The sequence below is a fragment of the Kitasatospora sp. SUK 42 genome (assembly GCF_015776785.2).
GTDB lineage: Bacteria > Actinomycetota > Actinomycetes > Streptomycetales > Streptomycetaceae > Kitasatospora.
Genome location: NZ_LFMD02000003.1, coordinates 1653503 through 1672020, shown reverse-complemented (window position 1 = coordinate 1672020; position 18518 = coordinate 1653503). Strand labels below are relative to the sequence as shown.

General features: G+C 73.3%; 20 protein-coding genes. 13 read left to right on the top strand and 7 right to left on the bottom strand.

Annotation, left to right across the window (positions count from 1 at the left end; all coding sequences use genetic code 11):
* Positions 1-201: 201 nt before the first annotated feature.
* The gene (locus RZ50_RS17245) at positions 202-1188 is read right to left on the bottom strand and encodes an HAD family phosphatase (RefSeq protein ID WP_196952044.1); all 987 of its coding nucleotides are present in this window, start codon (positions 1186-1188) and stop codon (positions 202-204) included.
* A gap of 95 nt (positions 1189-1283) precedes the next feature.
* Between RZ50_RS17245 and RZ50_RS17240 the strand changes: the two genes are divergently transcribed.
* From RZ50_RS17240 to hemB, 7 genes are all read left to right on the top strand, one after another.
* Complete coding sequence (locus RZ50_RS17240; protein WP_196952045.1) at positions 1284-1559, top strand: glutaredoxin family protein; 276 nt, start codon at positions 1284-1286, stop codon at positions 1557-1559.
* A gap of 207 nt (positions 1560-1766) precedes the next feature.
* Complete coding sequence (locus tag RZ50_RS17235; protein WP_196952046.1) at positions 1767-2531, top strand: 3'-5' exonuclease; 765 nt, start codon at positions 1767-1769, stop codon at positions 2529-2531.
* 107 nt (positions 2532-2638) lie between these two features.
* Positions 2639-3532 (top strand): redox-sensing transcriptional repressor Rex, encoded by an 894-nt coding sequence (locus RZ50_RS17230; RefSeq protein ID WP_196952068.1) that lies wholly within the window; start codon positions 2639-2641, stop codon positions 3530-3532.
* A 25-nt stretch (positions 3533-3557) separates the two neighbouring features.
* Positions 3558-4898, top strand: a complete 1341-nt coding sequence (locus RZ50_RS17225; RefSeq protein ID WP_196952047.1) for a glutamyl-tRNA reductase — start codon at positions 3558-3560, stop codon at positions 4896-4898.
* Positions 4899-4939: 41 nt separating this feature from the next.
* A complete protein-coding gene (gene hemC, locus RZ50_RS17220) occupies positions 4940-5947 on the top strand; it encodes a hydroxymethylbilane synthase (protein WP_196952048.1) in 1008 nt (335 codons plus the stop codon).
* Positions 5944-7590 carry a bifunctional uroporphyrinogen-III C-methyltransferase/uroporphyrinogen-III synthase gene (locus RZ50_RS17215; RefSeq protein ID WP_196952049.1) on the top strand — a complete coding sequence of 549 codons (1647 nt, stop codon included), beginning with the start codon at positions 5944-5946 and terminating at the stop codon, positions 7588-7590. The genes hemC and RZ50_RS17215 overlap by 4 nt, the downstream gene beginning before the upstream one ends.
* 77 nt (positions 7591-7667) lie before the next feature.
* The gene (gene hemB, locus RZ50_RS17210; protein ID WP_196952050.1) at positions 7668-8648 is read left to right on the top strand and encodes a porphobilinogen synthase; all 981 of its coding nucleotides are present in this window, start codon (positions 7668-7670) and stop codon (positions 8646-8648) included.
* 68 nt (positions 8649-8716) lie between these two features.
* Here hemB and RZ50_RS17205 read toward each other — a convergent pair whose 3' ends face one another.
* The 3 genes from RZ50_RS17205 to RZ50_RS17195 form a co-directional block, all read right to left on the bottom strand.
* Positions 8717-8977 (bottom strand): hypothetical protein, encoded by a 261-nt coding sequence (locus tag RZ50_RS17205; RefSeq protein WP_196952051.1) that lies wholly within the window; start codon positions 8975-8977, stop codon positions 8717-8719.
* 204 nt (positions 8978-9181) lie between these two features.
* A complete protein-coding gene (locus RZ50_RS17200) occupies positions 9182-9526 on the bottom strand; it encodes a rodlet layer protein (protein ID WP_196952052.1) in 345 nt (114 codons plus the stop codon).
* 86 nt (positions 9527-9612) lie between these two features.
* Complete coding sequence (locus tag RZ50_RS17195) at positions 9613-9957, bottom strand: rodlet layer protein (protein ID WP_196952053.1); 345 nt, start codon at positions 9955-9957, stop codon at positions 9613-9615.
* Positions 9958-10278: 321 nt separating this feature from the next.
* Between RZ50_RS17195 and RZ50_RS17190 the strand changes: the two genes are divergently transcribed.
* On the top strand, positions 10279-11007 hold the full coding sequence (locus tag RZ50_RS17190) for a hypothetical protein (protein ID WP_196952054.1): 729 nt from the start codon (positions 10279-10281) through the stop codon (positions 11005-11007).
* 78 nt (positions 11008-11085) lie between these two features.
* Here RZ50_RS17190 and RZ50_RS17185 read toward each other — a convergent pair whose 3' ends face one another.
* From RZ50_RS17185 to RZ50_RS17175, 3 genes are all read right to left on the bottom strand, one after another.
* Positions 11086-11457: a hypothetical protein gene (locus tag RZ50_RS17185; RefSeq protein WP_196952055.1), complete on the bottom strand. Its 372-nt coding sequence runs from the start codon at positions 11455-11457 to the stop codon at positions 11086-11088.
* 119 nt (positions 11458-11576) lie between these two features.
* A complete protein-coding gene (locus RZ50_RS17180) occupies positions 11577-11846 on the bottom strand; it encodes a chaplin (protein ID WP_196952056.1) in 270 nt (89 codons plus the stop codon).
* Between the two features lie 102 nt (positions 11847-11948).
* A complete protein-coding gene (locus RZ50_RS17175; protein ID WP_196952057.1) occupies positions 11949-12194 on the bottom strand; it encodes a chaplin in 246 nt (81 codons plus the stop codon).
* 566 nt (positions 12195-12760) lie between these two features.
* On the opposite strand from RZ50_RS17175, the gene RZ50_RS17170 reads away from it, so the two are divergent.
* The 5 genes from RZ50_RS17170 to RZ50_RS17150 all read left to right on the top strand — a co-directional run bounded on the left by RZ50_RS17170 (position 12761) and on the right by RZ50_RS17150 (position 18490).
* Positions 12761-13000 (top strand): chaplin, encoded by a 240-nt coding sequence (locus RZ50_RS17170; protein ID WP_196952058.1) that lies wholly within the window; start codon positions 12761-12763, stop codon positions 12998-13000.
* A 258-nt stretch (positions 13001-13258) separates the two neighbouring features.
* Entirely contained in the window at positions 13259-14926 is a 1668-nt protein-coding gene (locus RZ50_RS17165; protein ID WP_196952059.1) for an RICIN domain-containing protein, read from the top strand.
* A 201-nt stretch (positions 14927-15127) separates the two neighbouring features.
* The gene (locus RZ50_RS17160) at positions 15128-16399 is read left to right on the top strand and encodes a glycosyltransferase family 39 protein (RefSeq protein WP_196952060.1); all 1272 of its coding nucleotides are present in this window, start codon (positions 15128-15130) and stop codon (positions 16397-16399) included.
* Positions 16400-16462: 63 nt separating this feature from the next.
* Complete coding sequence (locus tag RZ50_RS17155; protein ID WP_196952061.1) at positions 16463-16954, top strand: MarR family winged helix-turn-helix transcriptional regulator; 492 nt, start codon at positions 16463-16465, stop codon at positions 16952-16954.
* A gap of 93 nt (positions 16955-17047) precedes the next feature.
* On the top strand, positions 17048-18490 hold the full coding sequence (locus RZ50_RS17150; RefSeq protein ID WP_196952062.1) for an MFS transporter: 1443 nt from the start codon (positions 17048-17050) through the stop codon (positions 18488-18490).
* Positions 18491-18518: the final 28 nt, after the last annotated feature.

Sequence of the window (18518 nt, the reverse complement as noted above, 5' to 3'; positions counted from 1 at the left end):
TTCCCGGTCTGACGAACGATCAGAACCGGTCACCGCGTGGCAGGTTCGCGCATCGCGTGCCGACCACCGGGCGGGGGAGGGGAGTTCGCCCGTACGAGGGGGCAGGTCAGGGGCCTGGTTGACGTCCGCTCACCCGCCCGTGGGAGTGCTGGGAACGGCCCCGGCGACGGCCGTCCGGAGTGTCGTCCGGACGCCGCCGGTTCAGCCGTCGCGGTGACGGCGCCGCAGCGCCACCCCGGCGGCCGCCGCCCCCGCCAGCACCCCGACCGCGGCCGCCGCCGGCAGCCCCACCCGGGCCGCCTTGCGCCCGGTCCGGAAGTCCCGCACCCGCCAGCCCTGCGCCCGGGCGTGCCGCCGCAGCGCGCCGTCCGGGTTCACCACGTACGGGTGGCCGACCAGCGAGAGCATCGGGATGTCGTTGGCCGAGTCGCTGTACGCGGCGCAGCGGTCGAGGTCCAGCCGCTCGCGCCGGGCCAGTGCCCGCACCGCGGCCGCCTTGGCCGGGCCGTGCAGCAGCTCGCCGACCAGCCGGCCGGTGTACAGGCCGTCCCGGGCCTCGGCGACGGTGCCGAGCGCGCCGGTCATGCCGAGCCGCCGGGCGATGATCCGGGCGACCTCCAGCGGGGCGGCGGTGACCAGCCAGACCCGCTGCCCGGCGTCCAGGTGCATCTGGACCAGGGCGCGGGTGCCGGGCCAGATCTTGTCAGCGACGACCTGCTCGAAGACCTCCTCGCAGATCGCCTCCAGGTCGGCGGTGGGCTTCCCGGCGACGATGCCGAGCGCGGTGTGCTGGGCGTCCGAGATGTGGTCCGGGTCCTCGGCGCCGTGGAGCCGGAACCAGGCCTGCTGCCAGGCGAAGCGGGCGATGTCTCGGCGGGTGAGGAAGCCGTGGCGGTAGAGGCCGACGCCGAGGTAGAAGATCGCGGCGCCGCGCAGGATGGTGTTGTCGCAGTCGAAGAAGGCGGCGGCGCGGGGGTCGTCCGGGTCGGGGGTGTGGTTCCCGGCCGGGGCCTTGGGGGCCTTCCCGGGCTTGGTCGGGGTGTCCGCGGCCTGGCCGTCCGCCGGGGCGCCGGGCCACGGCTCGGCGCGCAGCGCGGCCTCGGCCGCCTCGGCCGCGGCCTCGCCCGCCAGGGCGCTCCCCTCGGTGGTGGAGCGTCTCGCCTGAAGGAGCCTTCGGAGCACGGCCATGGCATCGAGCATAGCCAGCCGGGTACGGAGCGGCCGTGACGGAGCCGTGCCCGCGCGGTGAACGGTTCCCCGCGCCCGGGCGCCACAATGGGCTGGTGAGCCCTCTGCTGCGACGTAAGAGCCCCAAGCCCGCGGACCGTACCGTGACCCTGCTCGGCAAGCCCGGCTGCCACCTGTGCGACGAGGCCCGGGAGGTGATCGTCCGGGTGGCGGGCGAGCTGGGCGCGGCCTTCGAGGAGAAGGACATCACCCAGGACGAGGAGCTGTACCGCCGCTACTGGGAGCAGATTCCGGTCACCCTGATCGACGGCCGCCAGCACGACTTCTGGCGGGTCGACGAGCGCCGCCTGCGCACCGCGCTCGGCGGCTGAGGGGCGCCCGGGCAGCGCGGGGGCAGCGCCCGGGCGGGGCCTGACCGCCCGTCCGTCCGTATACCACCGCCCCCGCCACTCGGCGGGGGCGGTTCGCCGAATCGTTGCCAAAGACACTCCGTTCCGGCTTGGGGCGGGGCGGCATGGTCGGCTTACGATCGAACGCGTTTGCGCCCGTGGGGGGCTGAGCACGCGAGGAGTGCCGCCATGCTTCCCGGCCCGACCCCTGGGACGCCCACAGCCCCGGAGGGTGCCACGGGCTCCACGGGCCCCACGGGCTTCGCCGTGGTGGACGTGGAGGCGACCGGCCGCAGTCCGTGGCGGCACCGGGTGGTCGAGGTCGCGGTGGTGCTGCTGGACGCCCGGTTGCGCCCCGAGGGGGAGTTCGCCACCCTGCTGGACCCGCTGGGCCCGGTCGGCCCGACCCACGTGCACCGGATACACCAGGCCGACGTCGAGGGCGCCCCGCGCTTCCGGGAGATCGCCCCCCGGCTGCTGGAGCTGCTGGCCGGCCGGGTGCTGGTCGGTCATCACGTCAGCTGCGACCACGCCTTCCTGGGTCGCGAGTTCGCCCGGATCGGGGTGCCGCTGCCGCCCGTCCCGCTGCTGTGCACGATGCGGCTGGCCCGCGCCCACCTGCCGGAGGCCCGCAGCCACGGCCTGGCGGCCTGCGTGGAGGCGGCCGGCCTGGGCTGGTACCCGGCGCACACCGCGCTGGGCGACGCCCGGGTGACGGCCGAGCTGCTGCGGTACTGCCTGGGCGCCCCGTCCTGCCCGCGGGACGACTGGGCCGCCCCGCTGCGCGAGGCCGCCCGGGTGCCCTGGCCGCGGCTGGGCCGGGCCCGTTCCCGCCCGTCCGGGGCGGCCGTTCCGCTGCGGCGCCGGGAGGCGCCGTACGGCCCCTGGCTGCCCGGCCCCCAGGCCCCGGAGGTGGTCCAGACCCATGCCGGTGCTATGGGGTCAATGGCGTGATGCGCATCACTGTGCGGGGACAAAACGGACACCATCTTTGTGCACACGTTCACAAACGCTTAGCCTGGCTGCCAAAGCCCAGCTTCACCCACAGGAGCACCGTGGCAATCGGCCGATCACCACAGAGCAGTTCGCAGACGCCCGACCAGGGCGCCGCGCGCCGACCCTCGCGTGCCCGGGGCATCCCGGAGGCGACCGTCGCCCGGCTGCCCCTCTACCTGCGCGCGCTCACCGCGCTCTCCGAGCGCTCGGTGCCGACCGTCTCCTCCGAGGAGCTGGCCGCCGCGGCCGGCGTGAACTCGGCCAAGCTGCGCAAGGACTTCTCCTACCTCGGCTCCTACGGCACCCGCGGCGTCGGCTACGACGTCGAGTACCTCGTCTACCAGATCTCCCGCGAGCTCGGCCTGACGCAGGACTGGCCGGTCGTCATCGTGGGCATCGGGAACCTGGGCCACGCGCTCGCCAACTACGGCGGTTTCGCCTCCCGCGGTTTCCGGGTCGCCGCACTGTTGGACGCCGATCCCAACGTGGTCGGTTCCACCGCGGCCGGACTTCCGGTGCGGCACATGGACGAGCTGGAGTCGATCGTCGAGAGCCAGCACGTCTCCATCGGCGTGATCACCACCCCGCCCGGCGCCGCCCAGCTGGTCTGCGACCGCCTGGTCGAGGCCGGTGTCACCAGCATCCTCAACTTCGCCCCGACCGTGCTGACCGTCCCGGACGGCGTGGACGTGCGCAAGGTGGACCTCTCCATCGAGCTGCAGATCCTGGCCTTCCACGAGCAGCGCAAGGCCGGCGAGGAGCCGGACCACAGCGAGTCGGTGCTGGACCGCGCCCCCGGCCCGGTCCGGGCGGCGGCCGCCAAGCTGCGCCGCGCGGCGGGCGGCAACGGCAAGGGCCGCGCCGCCGGCGAGCCGGCGGCGAAGGACCAGGCCGAGCAGGCCAAGGGAAAGGCCGCCAAGGGCGGCGAGGGCGAGCTGTCCGCGGTGATGCCCGCATGAACACGAAGAGCTGTGGGGGACGGGCATGAGCCTTCTCGTCGTCGGACTGAGCCACCGGACGGCGCCGGTGGGCGTGCTGGAGCGCGCCGCGCTGACCGGCGAGGTCCCGACCCGGCTGCTGCACGACGCGGCCGCGTCCTCGACCGTCGCCGAGGCCGCGCTGGTCAACACCTGCAACCGGATCGAGCTGTACGCGGACGTGGACAAGTTCCACGCCGGCGTCGCCGAGCTGTCGCTGCTGCTGGCCCACCACAGCGGGGTGGACCTGGAGGAGCTGACCTCCCACCTGTACGTCCACTACGAGGACCGCGCCGTCCACCACCTCTTCTCGGTGGCCTGCGGCCTGGACTCGATGGTGGTCGGCGAGGGCCAGATCCTCGGCCAGCTGCGCGACGCGCTGGCCAAGGCCCAGGACGAGCACACCGCCGGGCGCGACCTGAACGAGCTGTTCCAGCAGGCGCTGCGGGTCGGCAAGCGGGCGCACAGCGAGACCGGCATCGACAAGGCCGGCCAGTCGCTGGTCACCTTCGGCCTGGAGCAGGTCGCGGCGGGCGCGGGCGAGATCGCCGGCAAGCGCGCGCTGGTGGTCGGCGCCGGCTCGATGAGCTCGCTGGCCGCCGCCACCCTGGTCCGCTCCGGCGTCACCGACCTGCTGATCGCCAACCGGACGCCGGCCCGCGCCGAGCGCCTGGTCGAGATCCTCGGCCCGGACGTGGCCCGCACCCTGGACCTCGCCAAGGTGCCGCAGGCGCTGGCCGACGTCGACCTGGTGATCTCCTGCACCGGCGCGGCCGGCGTGGTGATCAAGGCCGAGGACGTGGCCACCGCGATCGCCTCCCGCCCGGCGGGGCAGCCGCTCGCGCTGCTCGACCTCGCCATGCCGCGGGACGTCGACCAGGAGGTGCACGGGATCGACGGCGCCCTGCTGGTCGACCTGGAGAGCCTCTCCCACGCGCACGCCGCCACCCCCGGCGCCGGCGACGTCGACCAGGTCACCCGGATCGTCGCCGACGAGGTGACGGCCTTCGGCGCCGCCCAGCGGGCCGCCCGGATCGCGCCGACCGTGGTCGCGCTGCGGGCGATGGCCTCCGAGGTGGTCACCGCCGAGCTGGGCCGGCTGGACTCCCGGCTGCCCGACCTGGACGAGCGCTCCCGCGCCGAGATCACCCAGACCGTCCGCCGCGTCGTCGACAAGCTGCTGCACGCCCCGACCGTCCGGGTGAAGCAGTTGGCCGCCGAGCCCGGCGGAGCGTCCTACGCGGACGCCCTGCGCGAGCTGTTCGACCTCGACCCGGCGGCCGTGCACGCCGTGTCGGGCACGCCCGTCGGCGGCCGGCCCCAGCCTTCGGGCGGGGGCGCCAGATGAACCGTCAGCCATCCCACGAGTACCACCGGGACGATCACCTCATGAATGGTCAACCGCTCACCGAGCAGCCCCTGGGAACCCCCGCCCTGCGGCTCGGCACCCGGCGCAGCGCGCTCGCCATGGCCCAGTCGGGCATGATCGCCCGCGAGGTGACCAGGCTCACCGGGCGCCCCGTCGAGCTGGTCGAGATCACCACCTACGGCGACACCTCCCGGGAGTCGCTCGCGCAGATCGGCGGCACCGGCGTGTTCGTCTCCGCCCTGCGGGACGCGCTGCTGGAGGGCCGGATCGACTTCGCCGTGCACTCGCTCAAGGACCTGCCCACCGCGGCCCCCGAGGGCCTGGTGCTGGCCGCCGTCCCCGAGCGCGAGGACGTCCGGGACGCCCTGGTCGCCACCGAGGGCCTGGGCCTGGAGGAGCTGGTGGAGAAGCTGGCCGGATCGGGCCGCCCGGCCCGGATCGGCACCGGCTCGCCGCGCCGGATGGCGCAGCTGAACGCCTGGGCCCGCGCCCGCGGCGCCCAGCTGGAGACCGTCGCGATCCGCGGCAACGTGGACACCCGGATCGGCTTCGTGACCAACGGCGAGCTGGACGCGGTCGTGCTGGCCACGGCCGGCCTCAACCGGCTCGGCCGCAGTGCCGAGATCTCCCAGCACCTCGACACCGAGCTGATGATCCCGGCCCCCGGCCAGGGCGCGCTCGCCGTCGAGTGCACCGCCGAGAACACTGCGCTGACCGCCGCGCTCGCCGCGCTGGACCACGCCCCCACCCGGGTCGCCGTGGCCGCCGAGCGCGCCCTGCTGGCCACCCTGGAGGCCGGCTGCTCGGCTCCGGTGGCCGCGCTGGCCACCTGGGGCCGGGAGAACGAACTGCGGCTGGAGGGTGTGGTCGGCGACCCCGACGGCACCGCCCTGCTGAAGATGTCCGCCAACGGTCCGATCGTCCTCGACGAGACCGCCGAGCAGCAGGCGCGGGCCCTCGGCCACGCGCTGGCCGCGCGGCTGCTCGACGCGGGCGCGGCCACCCTGATGGGGGAGCGAGCCCGATGAGCCCCACCGCCGCCACCGACGCCCTGTTCCCGGCAGGCCAGCCCACCGGACGGTGCACCTTCCTGGGCGCGGGCCCCGGGGACCCGGGCCTGCTGACCCTGCGCGCGGTCGAGGTGCTGTCCTCGGCCGACGTCCTGGTCGCCGACCCGCTGACCGCGGCGGCCGTGCGCAGCCACTGTCCGGCCGGTGTGCAGGTGCACACCCCCGCCGCCGAGGGCACCGACTTCGACCTGGCCAAGCTGGTCGCCGAGGCCGTGCGGTCCGGCAAGCACGTGGTCCGCACCGTCGACGGCGACCCGGGCCTGGACGGCTGCGCCGCCGAGGAGATGCTCAGCTGCGCGGGCGACGGGATCCCCTTCGAGGTGGTCCCGGGCGTCGCCCAGTCGGTCGGCGTCCCGGCGTACGCGGGCGTCCCGCTGCGCGGCACGGCCGGCACCGACGTCCGTTTCGTGGACGGCGCCCAGCTGCTGTCCGGCGCCCCGGTCGACCTGGGCGCGCCGGAGACCACCCTGGTGGTCCGCACCACCCTGGGCCAGCTGCCGGCCACCGCGAGCGCGCTGGTCTCCAACGGCCGCAAGCCGGACTCGGCGCTGAGCGCCACCCTCTCCGGCACCACCACCCGCCAGCGCACCTTCACCTCCACGCTGTCCGCCATCGCGGCCGACCTGAAGGCCGCCCGGGTGCTGCCCTCGCCGGTCTCCGCCCCGGTGGACCCGGCCACCTCGGTGATAGCCGTGGTGGGCGAGCAGGTCGCCCACCGCGCCTCGCACTCGTGGTTCGAGACCAAGCCGCTGTTCGGCTGGAACGTCCTCGTGCCGCGCACCAAGGAGCAGGCCCACGGCCTGTCCGAGCAGCTGCGCTCGTACGGCGCGGTGCCGCAGGAGGTGCCGACCATCGCGGTCGAGCCGCCGCGCACCCCGCAGCAGATGGAGCGGGCCATCAAGGGCCTGGTCACCGGCCGGTACGAGTGGATCGCCTTCACCTCGGTGAACGCCGTCCGCGCCGTCCGGGAGAAGTTCGAGGAGTACGGCCTGGACGCCCGGGCGTTCGCCGGGATCAAGGTCGCGGCGGTCGGCGAGACCACCGCGCAGGCCCTGGTGGACTTCGGCGTGAAGCCGGACCTGGTGCCCTCGGGCGAGCAGTCCGCGGCCGGTCTGCTGGAGGACTGGCCGCCGTACGACCCGGTCTTCGACCCGATCGACCGGGTGCTGCTGCCGCGCGCCGACATCGCCACCGAGACCCTGGTGGCCGGCCTGGTCGAGCTCGGCTGGGAGGTCGACGACGTGACGGCGTACCGGACGGTGCGCGCCTCGCCGCCGCCGGCCGAGACCCGTGAGGCGATCAAGGGTGGCGGCTTCGACGCGGTGCTGTTCACCTCGTCCTCGACCGTCCGGAACCTGGTCGGCATCGCCGGCAAGCCGCACAACGTCACGGTCATCGCCTGCATCGGCCCGGCCACCGCCAAGACCGCCGAGGAGCACGGCCTGCGGGTCGACGTGATGGCCCCGGCCCCGTCGGCGGCCGCGCTGGCCCAGGCGCTGGCAGACTTCGGGGCCAAGCGCCGCGACACCGCGACGGCCGCGGGGGAGCCGGTCTACCGGCCCAGCGAGCGCCGTCCCGGCTCGCGCCGCAAGGCCCGCTGAGGGCCTTTCACCACCAAGGCGCCGGGGGCGGCAGTCGGTCGCCCCCGGCCGTGCACAACCGTTCGGAGAGAGAAGCCGTGTCCGCTGAATTCCCGTACGTTCGCCCCCGCCGGCTGCGCCAGAGCCCGGCGATGCGACGCCTGGTCGCCGAGACCAGGCTGCACCCGGCGGAGCTGGTCCTGCCGCTGTTCGTCCGGGAGGGCGTCAGCGAGCCGGTGCCGGTCACCTCGATGCCGGGTGTGGTCCAGCACACCCGCGACACCCTGCGCAAGGCCGCGGTGGAGGCGGCCGAGGCGGGCCTGGGCGGCGTCATGCTGTTCGGCGTCCCCGAGGTGCAGGACGCGACCGGCACCGAGGGCACCAACCCGGACGGCATCCTCCAGCGGGCGATCCGGGACGTGGTCTCCGAGGTCGGCGACTCCCTGGTGGTCATGTCCGACCTCTGCCTGGACGAGTACACCGACCACGGCCACTGCGGCGTGCTGGCCGCCGACGGCAGCGTGGACAACGACGCCACCCTGGAGCGCTACGCCGAGATGGCCCGGGTGCAGGCCGACGCCGGCGTCCACCTGGTCGGCCCGTCCGGCATGATGGACGGCCAGATCGCCGTGATCCGTCGGGCGCTGGACGAGGCCGGGCACCAGGACGTGGGCATCCTCGCCTACACGGCCAAGTACGCCTCGGCCTTCTACGGCCCGTTCCGCGAGGCCGTCGGCTCCTCGCTCAAGGGCGACCGCAAGACCTACCAGCAGGACCCGGCCAACGCCCGCGAGTCGCTGCGCGAGCTGGAGCAGGACCTCGCCGAGGGCGCGGACATGGTGATGGTCAAGCCGGCCATGGCCTACCTGGACATCCTGCGCCAGATCGCCGACGCCTCCCCGGTGCCGGTCTCCGCGTACCAGGTCTCGGGCGAGTACGCGATGGTCGAGGCGGCCGCCGCGAACGGCTGGATCGACCGGGAGCGGATGATCATGGAGACGCTCACCTCGATCCGCCGGGCCGGCGCCGAGCAGATCCTCACCTACTGGGCCGTCGAGGCCGCCCGGATGCTCAAGTAGCGGATGCGCTACGGCGGAAGGCCGGGCCGCTCCCCGTGGGAGCGGCCCGGCCTTCCGGGTTCCCGCCGTCAGTCGCCGACGTGCGCGAAGCCCGCACCGCCGCCGACCACACCGGTGGAGGTGGCGGCGCCGCCACCGAAGCCTCCGACGACGACGTCGCCGGCGTGGGCGACGCCGAACTCCTCACCGGCCGCGAACGGGGGGTTGGCGGTGGCGATGCCGTGGCCGCCGCCCGCCACGCCGACGTGCGCGAACGCCGGGGTGGCGGCACCCGTGAGCGCCAGCGCGACGGTGGCGGTCAGGGCGGCCTTGGCCAGCATGCTCTTCATGGATCTGCCCTCTCTCTCGGAGCGCCCCCGCGGGCGCTCGTGACACGTCATCACTTCCGGCCGTCGGCCCGACGCCCCACGCGCCCGGTCCGACGTACCGTCACCCGGACGGCCGCCGAGGTGCGACGGCCCTCCGGACGCCAAGCCCGGAGGGCCCGGGGAGACCTTCCTCCCCGGGCCCTCCGTCCGTGCCATGCCCCTTGATCAGCCGATCAGGTGCGAGACACCCGCGTCGCCCGTGGACTGGGTGTTCTGGCCCACGTCGCAGATCTGCTTCGGCTGGTTGTTCAGGACCGGCACCTCGACCGGAACCGCGATGCCGATGACGGCGACGGCGATGTTGTGGATCTCCGGCAGGCAGATGTTCGGGTTGTCCAGAACGTGGCTGTTCGGGCTGCCGTTGCCGGTGGTGCCGGTGTGGTTGGTGCCGCCGTTGCCCTGGACGGAGGTGGCGGCGCCGTCCGAGTCGACGATGGCGGAGGCCGAGCCGGCCGACATCGCGATGGCGGCGGCGGCCAGGCCGGCCGCAGCGAGGGACTTCTTGATCATTTCCGGTTTTCCTCTCGGGGGTGAATCGGGGAGCGATTCGAAGGTGGATCGGGGAGTGGTGCAGGGGGGAGCAGCGCGGGGAGCGATCAGCCGACCAGGTGGGAGATGCCGCCGTCGCCCTGGCTCTGGGTGCCCTGGCCGATGGTGCAGAACTGCTTGCCGCCGCTGTTGGCGATCGGCACCTCGACCGGGACGGCGACGCCGAGCACGCCGACGGCGATGTTGTGGATCTCCGGCAGGCAGATGTTCGGGTTGTCCAGGAAGTGGAAGTTCGGGCTGTTGTTCCCGACCGTCCCGGTGAAGTTGGTGCCGCCGTTGCCCTCGATCGAGGCTGCGGCGCCGTCCGCGTCACCGATGGCCGAGGCGGGCGCGGCGGCACCGGCCAGCGCGGCGACGGCCAGGCCGGCGGCGGCGAAGGACTTCTGGATCATGGGAGATCCCTCTCTGAAATGCTTTCGGTTTCCGTGCGTCGCAAACACCCAGAACGCTCAGACCCGGTCTGCAGTCACTGACGTCCAGATCAAAGAATGACGGCACGGAAGGTTACGGGGATTCCCGAAAAGAGTCCGGGAGGCGCGTCGGGCGGTGACTCCCGGTCGGATTATTAACCCGAACCGGTTAACGGCCGCATTCCGGGCTCACGCTCGCTCGTTGCGCAGTTTGCTTTCCGGCTGCGCCCCCGCAGCCCTCCCCCCAGAGATCCCCAGTACGTCCAGATACGTCCAGTACGGACAGGCAGAACGGTGAAAAGCATGAAGTTCTCCAAGCGGGCCGGCGCGATGCTGCTGGCGGTCGGTGCGGGCGTGCTCGCCTCCCAGGGAGCGGCCTCCGCCGCCCCGGTCGGCCTCGACCAGGTCGGGGCGCTGGAGGACACGCTGTCCACCCAGCAGGTCCCGGCGGACGTACCGCTCGCCCCGCTGGGCAGCCGCCTCACGGCCGGCATCCCGACCTCGCTGCTCATGCCGCCGGCGCCGGGCCGGACCACCGGCGGCGAGCTGATCCCGGAGCACCTCGTGCCCCAGCTGGCCACCGGCAAGGTCGGCCCGAGCGCCAAGGCCCAGCTGCCGCTCCCGCTGGTCGACCAGGGCGCCGACCTCGGCCAGGTGCTGCTGGACGCCCCGGCCGCGCCGCTGAACGCCAGGACCCCCGGCCTCGACGTGGGCAAGCCGCTCACGCTGGTCCAGGACGGCACCGGCCAGCTCGCCGACGGCCGGCTGCGGGTGGACGAGGTGGACCCGCACCTGGTCACCGGCGCCGTCCAGACCATCCCCGGGGCCACCGCCAGCCTGGGCGGCGACGACGAGCGGATCTCCGTCACCGACACGGTGAACGGCCTGGCCGGCGCCGGGACCATGACCGCCACCGGCGTGCTGCGGCAGTCGAACCTGACGGACAACGCCACCGCGGCCACCACCTCGGCCACCACCGGCCTGGTCCAGGGGACGGGGCTGGCCGGCCTGACCAGTCTCACCGGGCTCTGAGCCCACCGGCGCCGCACGCACCGGAGCCCGGCACCCCTTCGTACGGAAGGGGTGCCGGGCTCCGACGCGTCCGGGCGCTCAGCCCGGCAGCAGGCCGGTCAGCCCCCCGACCAGCGGGAGGTCCTTGACCCCGCCGCCCGCGCTCAGCGGGCCGGTCAGCGTGGTGGTGCCGACCGGGGCCAGGCCCTGGTCCGGCTGGACGACCGCCCCGTTGTTGAGGAAGTCGGCCCCGGAGTTGGCCCACGGGTCCAGGCGCAGGCTCTTGATCGGCGCGACACCGTAGCCGAGGCCGCTCGTCGTCCCGTTCAGCGCCTGGCCGACGTCCGTTTTGGTCAGCGTGGCCGGGAGCGCCGGGCCGGACGCGGGGGCGGCCTGCGCCGAGCCGGTGCCGAGCAGCACCACGGCACCCACGGCGGCGGCCAGGCCGGCTCCGCTCTTCTTCGAAACCATGCGGATCACCCTTCGATGGGTCGTGGTCCCGGACGGTCAGGAGTGGTCCGGGAACGCCGAACCGCCCCCCGGCCGGCTGGTCGGGGGGCAGTACGGCCGGAATGCGTGCCGATCGGGGATCAGCAGTCGTCCGCGGGGTGCGGGTGCGGCTCGTTGTTGACGCAGGTGTTGCCGAACGCCGGGTTCAGCAGGCCGACGATGTTGATGGAGTTGCCGCACAGGTTGATCGGGACGTCCAGCGGGACCTGGATCAGGTTGCCGGAGAGCACGCCGGGGGAGCCGGCGGCCACGCCCTGGGCGCCCGAGTTGGCGGCGGCGGAGCCCGCCGCGCCCAGCACCAGGCCGACGGCGGCGGCGGAGAGGACGGCGGCCTTCTTCACGTTCTGCATGGGGTTGATCTCCTCGATCACACGCGGGTGGAGCGTGCCGGGCCCCGGCACTGCGGGGCGCGGCACGGTGAATCAGCTGTCGCCGGTGCGGCGACCGCCGGTTCAGCCGTTGTTGACGCAGGTGTTGCCGAACGCCGGGTTCAGGGCGGCGATCAGGACGTTGATGGTGTTGCCGCACACGTTGACCGGCAGGTGGACCGGGATCTGGATGTTGTTGCCCGAGGCGACACCGGGGGAGTTCGCGGCGACGCCCTCGGCGCCCGCGCTGGCGAACGCGCCGCCGGAGGCACCGAGTACGAGACCGGTGGTGGCCAGCGACAGGACGGCGGCCTTCTTCAAGTTGCGCATGTCTTTCCTCCGATTTCTGCCCGACGGAAGGGAAATGTCGGGAAGCCGGGTGAGCACGAATACCCACCCGTTGGCTTAGGGGATTGCCGTGGTTTTCACTCCGACGGCGCACACCGGCGTGTTCCGCCCATGGCTCGGGCGTGGACGCGGCCGTCGTTCTTCGGGCGCCCCGCGAACAATTCCCGCACGGCCGGGAACGTTCGGACGGAGGCGCACCGGGAAATCCCGGTCAGGCGTTCGGGGAATGGCTCCCGAACGCCGGGTTCAGGGGGTCCGCCGCACCGGTCGAGTGGCCGGTGGCCGCGGTGCCGACGTGGCCGTGGGCGGGCTTGCGCATGGGCGGTACTCGATTCGTGTGCGGGGGGCCGGTGGACCGGGTTCCGTGAGGGAGAACGAGGCGCGGCGCGAGGGGAAACGGTCCGGTTCGGTGATCACCCGAATGCCGGTCCACGGCCGCGTTGCGCCGGATGGGTGACGCTACGGGCGTCGTCGCAACCGCACCGGAGGGGTCTCGTTCTAGATGTCGCACTCCCCGTGCATCTCTGTTGAACAGTCAGGAGGCTCGTATGAGCATCAAGAAGACCGCCGCCGTCGGCGCGGCCGTGGTGGGCATCGTGGCCGCCGGCACCGGCACCGCGATGGCCAGCGCCGGCGCTGAGGGTGTCGCCGCCGGCTCCCCCGGTGTCCTCTCCGGAAACCTGCTCCAGGTCCCGGTCCACCTGCCGATCAACCTGTGCGGCAACACCATCGACATCGTCGGTCTGCTGAACCCGGCGTTCGGCAACAAGTGCGCCAACGTGGGCTGAGCCCACTTCCGGTTCGGCCGGTGAGAGCCGCCGTTCCGCGCTTCCCTCCTGGGGCGCGGAGCGGCGGCTCTCCGGCGTTTCCCGTCACCGCGTCAAGTCTGCCCGATGTCACAAGCCTTGTTGCGTTACTTGTCAGTACCTAGAATGTGAGACCTGCTCATCTTTACTGCTCCTCCCTTGCTGCTCCGCGCCGCTCGGCGCCCCCGGCCGGGCGGTTCCCCCACCCCCTGCAAGGAGTCGCGTGTGATCAGGTTCCGCATGTCAGCGGCACGGCGAAGGGGGCCGGCCCGGCGCCGCTCCCGGGCCGGCGCGCTGTTCGCCACCGGCGCGCTCGTCGCCACCCTCGGCCTGACCGGCGCCCCGGCCGCACTGGCCGACAGCGCCCCGGCCCCGGCACCCGGTGCCACCCGCCCGGCCGCGATCGTCGCCCTCGGCGACAGCGCCATCTCCGGTGAGGGCGCCGGCACCGACACCGGCGACGGCTACTTCCCGGAGACCGACAGCCCCACCAACTACTGCCACCGGCACCCCAAGTCGGAGATCTTCGTCACCGACATCCCCGGGGTCACCCCGATCGACCTCGCCTGCTCCGGCGCCCAGACCGGCGACCTGGTCAGCGACCCCGAGCTGGCGAAGATCACCGGCGCGGGCAGCGGCGACTTCGGCGAGCCCAAGCAGGACGTCAAACTCGCCGACGTGGCGGGCAAGTACGACGTGAAGATGGTCGTGGTCACCATCGGCGCCAACGACGACTTCGACTTCACCGGCATCATGATGCACTGCCTCTCGCAGTACTTCCCCGTCCCCAAGGCCCAGGGCTGCCGGGACACCATCGGCAGCGACGAGATCCGCAGGCGGGCCCAGCGGATCCAGCCCAAGGTGGTCGCCGCGCTGCAGAACGTCCGGCAGACCATGCGCAGGGCCGGCTACGCCGACTCCTCGTACCAGCTGGTCTACCAGTCGTACTTCAACCCGATCACCCCGGACATCCGGCGCAACGACTACGTCGGCAAGGTCGCCGACGGCTGCCCGGCCTTCCCCGAGGACCTCGCCTGGGGCCACAACTGGGTGGTGCCGACCTTCAGCGACGCGCTCCGCTCCGCGGCCGAACAGGTGCCCGGCGTGCGGTACCTGGACCAGCGGCGGGTCTCCTTCGGGCACGAGGTCTGCGCGGAGTGGACGACCTCCCCGTACGAGTACACCAACGGGGACGTCATCAACCTCTCGGAGTGGGTGCGCAACGGCTGCGACTCGCAGATCGGCATCCCCGGGCTGTGCATGAACATGGTCCGCCAGTCGTACCACCTGCGGGTGGCGGGCTACCGCGGTGAGGGCGTCTGCCTCGGCCAGTTCTTCGCCCGCTCCGACCTCAGCCAGGCGTACTGCACGCTCAACCAGCAGAACACCACCTCGATCCAGCCGCTCACGCCCGGCAAACCCTTCGGCGACGTCCCCGAGGACGGCTCCTGGTACCAGCTGACCAACGCCGCCACCGGCAACGCGCTCGACCTCAGCGGCGGCGGCACCTACGGCGACTCCACCAACGGCCGGGCCGCGATCAGCTACCCGGCCACCGGCGGGCTGAACCAGTCCTTCGTCCTGGAGGCCAAGGCCGGCGGCAGCTACGAGGTCGACTTCAGCGGCAACCGCGACATGTGCCTGGACGCCAACGGCGCCTCGACCGCCCCCGGCACCCGGATCCAGCAGTGGGGCTGCAACGGCGGCGGCAACCAGCACTGGGTGTTCAAGCCGGCCGCCCCCGGCACCTACAAGATCGTCGACTCCCAGGACCAGGGCAAGGTGCTCTCCGCCGGCAGCACCCTCGACGCCAAGGGCAACCCCTACGTCGAGCTCGCCGCCGACACCGGCGTGGCCGGCCAGCTCTGGCAGCTGACCAAGCTCGGCATCGTGTACGTCCACGGCTGACGTTCACGGAGGCGACCGGCGCCCGTCACGGGGCCGTCGCCCACCCCCGACCGGGTGGGCGACGGCCCCGCCCACGTGGTGCGGCGTCCGAGGGGCGGGACGGGGGAGGGTGCGGCCGCGGGGGCGTGCCGTAGGCTCACGGGAAAATCGTTGCGCCGGAGCCGCGCGCACCTTGAGCGGGGCGGGGAGTACCCAGAGCAGATGAGCACGGCATCGAGCACCGAGTCGTCCAGTACCGAGCCCGTGACACCGACGGGGGAGGGGGCCGGGGAGCGGGCGGGCCTGGCGCCCGGACGGTTCGGGGCGCTGGTGGACCGCTTCGCGCCCGCGCTCGGCGCGTACGCGGTGGTCAAGGCCATCGGCCTGACCGTCTTCCTGACGCTGCTGTCGCACACCGGGGACTACCTGAAGAAGGAGCCCGGCCGCGGCGGCGGTGCCAACCCGTGGGACGTGCTGGGCACCTGGGACGGCGTCTGGTACCAGCGGATCGCCGAGAACGGCTACAACCCGCAGCTGATCCCGCTGCACGGCTTCCCGCTGGCCACCTACTACGAGAACTCCGCCGCCTTCTTCCCGCTCTACCCCTGGCTGATGCGGCTGGTCGGCGCCGTCACCGGGCTCGGCCCGTACGGCTCCGGGATCGTGGTCTCGGTGCTCGCCTCGCTGGTCGCCGCGGCCGGGATCTTCGCGATCGCCGAGCGGCTCGGCGGCTTCCGGGCGGGCGTGATCGCCGCGGTGATCTGGGGCCTGTTCCCGGGTTCGGGCGTGGAGTGGGCGGTCTACTCGGACTCGCTGTTCGTCGCGCTCTCCGCCTGGGCCTGCTACTGCGTGATGACCCGCCGCTGGCTGACCGCCGGGGTGCTGGCGCTGGTGGCGGGCCTCAACCGGCCGACCGCCGCCGCGCTGATCGCCGCCGTGTCGATCGCCGCGCTGGTCGCACTGGTGCGCCGCACCGACGGGGTGGCCCGCCCGCTGACCGCGATGCTGATCACCCCGTGGGGCCTGCTCGGCTACGTCGCCTGGGTCGGCTGGCGGATGGGCGACTGGGGCGGCTACTTCAAGCTCCAGCGCGGCGCCTGGAACCGCTACTTCGACGGCGGCGCCTCCACCCTGCGCACGATCATGGACGTGATCACCGGCCACTGGACGTTCTGGCAGTCCAACCCCGTCCCGGACCTGATCGCGATCGCCCTGCTGATCGCCCTGCCCGGTCTGCTGGTGCTGCTCTGGCGGACCCGCCCGCCGCTGGTCCTGTGGGTGTACACCGCGCTCACCGTCATCACCGCGCTGAGCAGCAACCAGATCTTCGGCAACATCTCGCGCTACCTGCTGCCGGCCTTCCCGCTGTTCATCGGCCTGGCGGTGGCGCTGCGCCGGGTGCGGACCTCCTCGCTGGTCGGGCTGTTCGCGATGCCGGTGCTCGCGGCGGGCTGGTACGCGGGGTATGCGCTGTTCGAGTTGGGTATCCCGTAACCCCGGTGTTGGTTGGCTACGGGATCATCCGGGAGCAGACGGGCCGTTGCTAACCTCGGACGTATGACGACGACCCCGCCACCCGTGCGCCAGATCCGCGACATCTCCGGCCTGCTGGACCACGCGAGCCACGTGCTGGCGACCCGGATGGCGGCCGCCTTCACGGAGCTCGGGATCACCCCCCGCGCCTACTGCGTGCTGTTCCACGCCTGGGAGGCCGAGCGCACCCAGATCCAGCTGGCCGAGCTGGCGGACCTGGACAAGACCACCATGGTGGTCACCGTCGACGAGCTGGAGAAGGCGGGCCTGGCCGAGCGCCGCCCGTCCGCGACCGACCGCCGGGCCCGGATCATCTCGGTCACCGAGGCGGGGGAGCAGGCCGTGGTGAAGGGCACCGAGATCGCCGACCGGGTGCACCGCGAGCTGCTGGACTCGCTGCCGCAGCCCGAGCAGCAGTCGTTCGTCTCGGCCCTGACCCGCCTGGTGGACGGCCACCTGGCGGAGCCGGTGGAGAGTGAACGGACGGTCCGCCGGGCCCGCCGCGCCCGGGGCTGAGCCATGGCCGCATCCTGCTCCCGAGATAGATAGTCCCGAACAAAACAATCTGATAGCGTCCTTCCCGGTACTCGACGAACCGGGAGACCCGCCATGACCACGCACGCCCAGGCCGCGCCCGACGCGGCCTCCGCAGCCCCCACCCGCTCGCGCATGCTCGCCCTCACGGTGCTCTGCGCGGGAATGCTGATGATCGTCCTGGACGGCTCGATCGTCACCGTGGCGCTGCCCGCCATCCAGGACGACCTGGGCTTCTCGCCCGCCGACCTCACCTGGACGCTCAACGCCTACCTGATCGCCTTCGGCGGGCTGCTCCTGCTGGCCGGCCGGCTCGGCGACCTCATCGGCCGCAGGCGGGTCTTCATCGCCGGACTCGCCGTCTTCACCGTGGCCTCGCTGCTCTGCGCCGTCGCCACCGGGCAGGCCGTGCTGATCGCCGCCCGCTTCCTCCAGGGCGTCGGCGGCGCGATGGCCTCCGCCGTCAGCCTCGGCATGATCGTCACGCTCTTCCCCGAGCCGCGCGAACGCGGCCGCGCGATCGGCGCGTTCAGCTTCGTCGGCGCGGCCGGCGCCTCGATCGGCCAGGTCCTCGGCGGGGTGCTCACCCAGGCCCTCAACTGGCACTGGATCTTCCTGATCAACCTGCCGCTCGGCCTCGCCGCCGCCCTGCTGGCCCTCCGGGTGCTGGAGCCCGACCGCGGCCCGGGCCTGCGGGCCGGCGCCGACGCCCTGGGCGCCGTGCTGATCACCGCCGCGCTGATGCTCGGCATCTCCACCATCGTCGGCGCCGGCGCGAACGGCTGGACCTCCGCCCGCACCCTCGGCCTCGGCGCGCTCTCGCTCGCCCTGCTGGCCGCCTTCCTGCTCCGCCAGGCCCGGGCCGCCGAGCCGCTGCTCCCGCTGCGGATGTTCCGCTCGCGCGACGTCTCCGGCGCCAACCTGGTGCAGGTGCTGACCATCTCCGGGATGTTCGGCTTCCAGATCATGGTCGCCCTCTACATGCAGCGGGTCCTCGGCTACGGCGCGGCCGCCACGGGCCTGGCGATGCTGCCGGCGGCGGCCGCCATCGGCGCGGTGTCACTGCTGCTCTCCGCCCGGCTGAGCGCGAGGTTCGGCGAGCGCGCCGTCCTGCTCACCGGCCTGGCCATGCTGCTCGCCGCGCTCGCCCTGCTGGTCCGGCTGCCGTCCGACGCCGACTACGTCGTCGACCTGCTGCCGACCATGCTGCTGATCTCCGGTGGCGGCCTGGTGCTGTCCACGCTCGCCGTGCTCGGCATGTCCGGCGCCGGCCCGGCCGACGCGGGCACCGCCTCCGGGCTGTTCAACACCACCCAGCAGATCGGCGGGGCGCTCGGTGTCGCCGTGCTCACCACCCTCGCCGACGGCCGCACCGGAGCCCTGGCCGCCTCCGGGCACCCCGCGGGCGAGGCGCTCGCGGGCGGCTTCCGGCTCGCCTTCGCGGTGGCCGCCGGACTGCTCGCGGCGGCGCTGCTGCTGGCGGCGGTGCTGCTCCGACCGGCCGTCAGCAAGAGCTGACGATCCGCCAACTCGGGACGGTGTACGG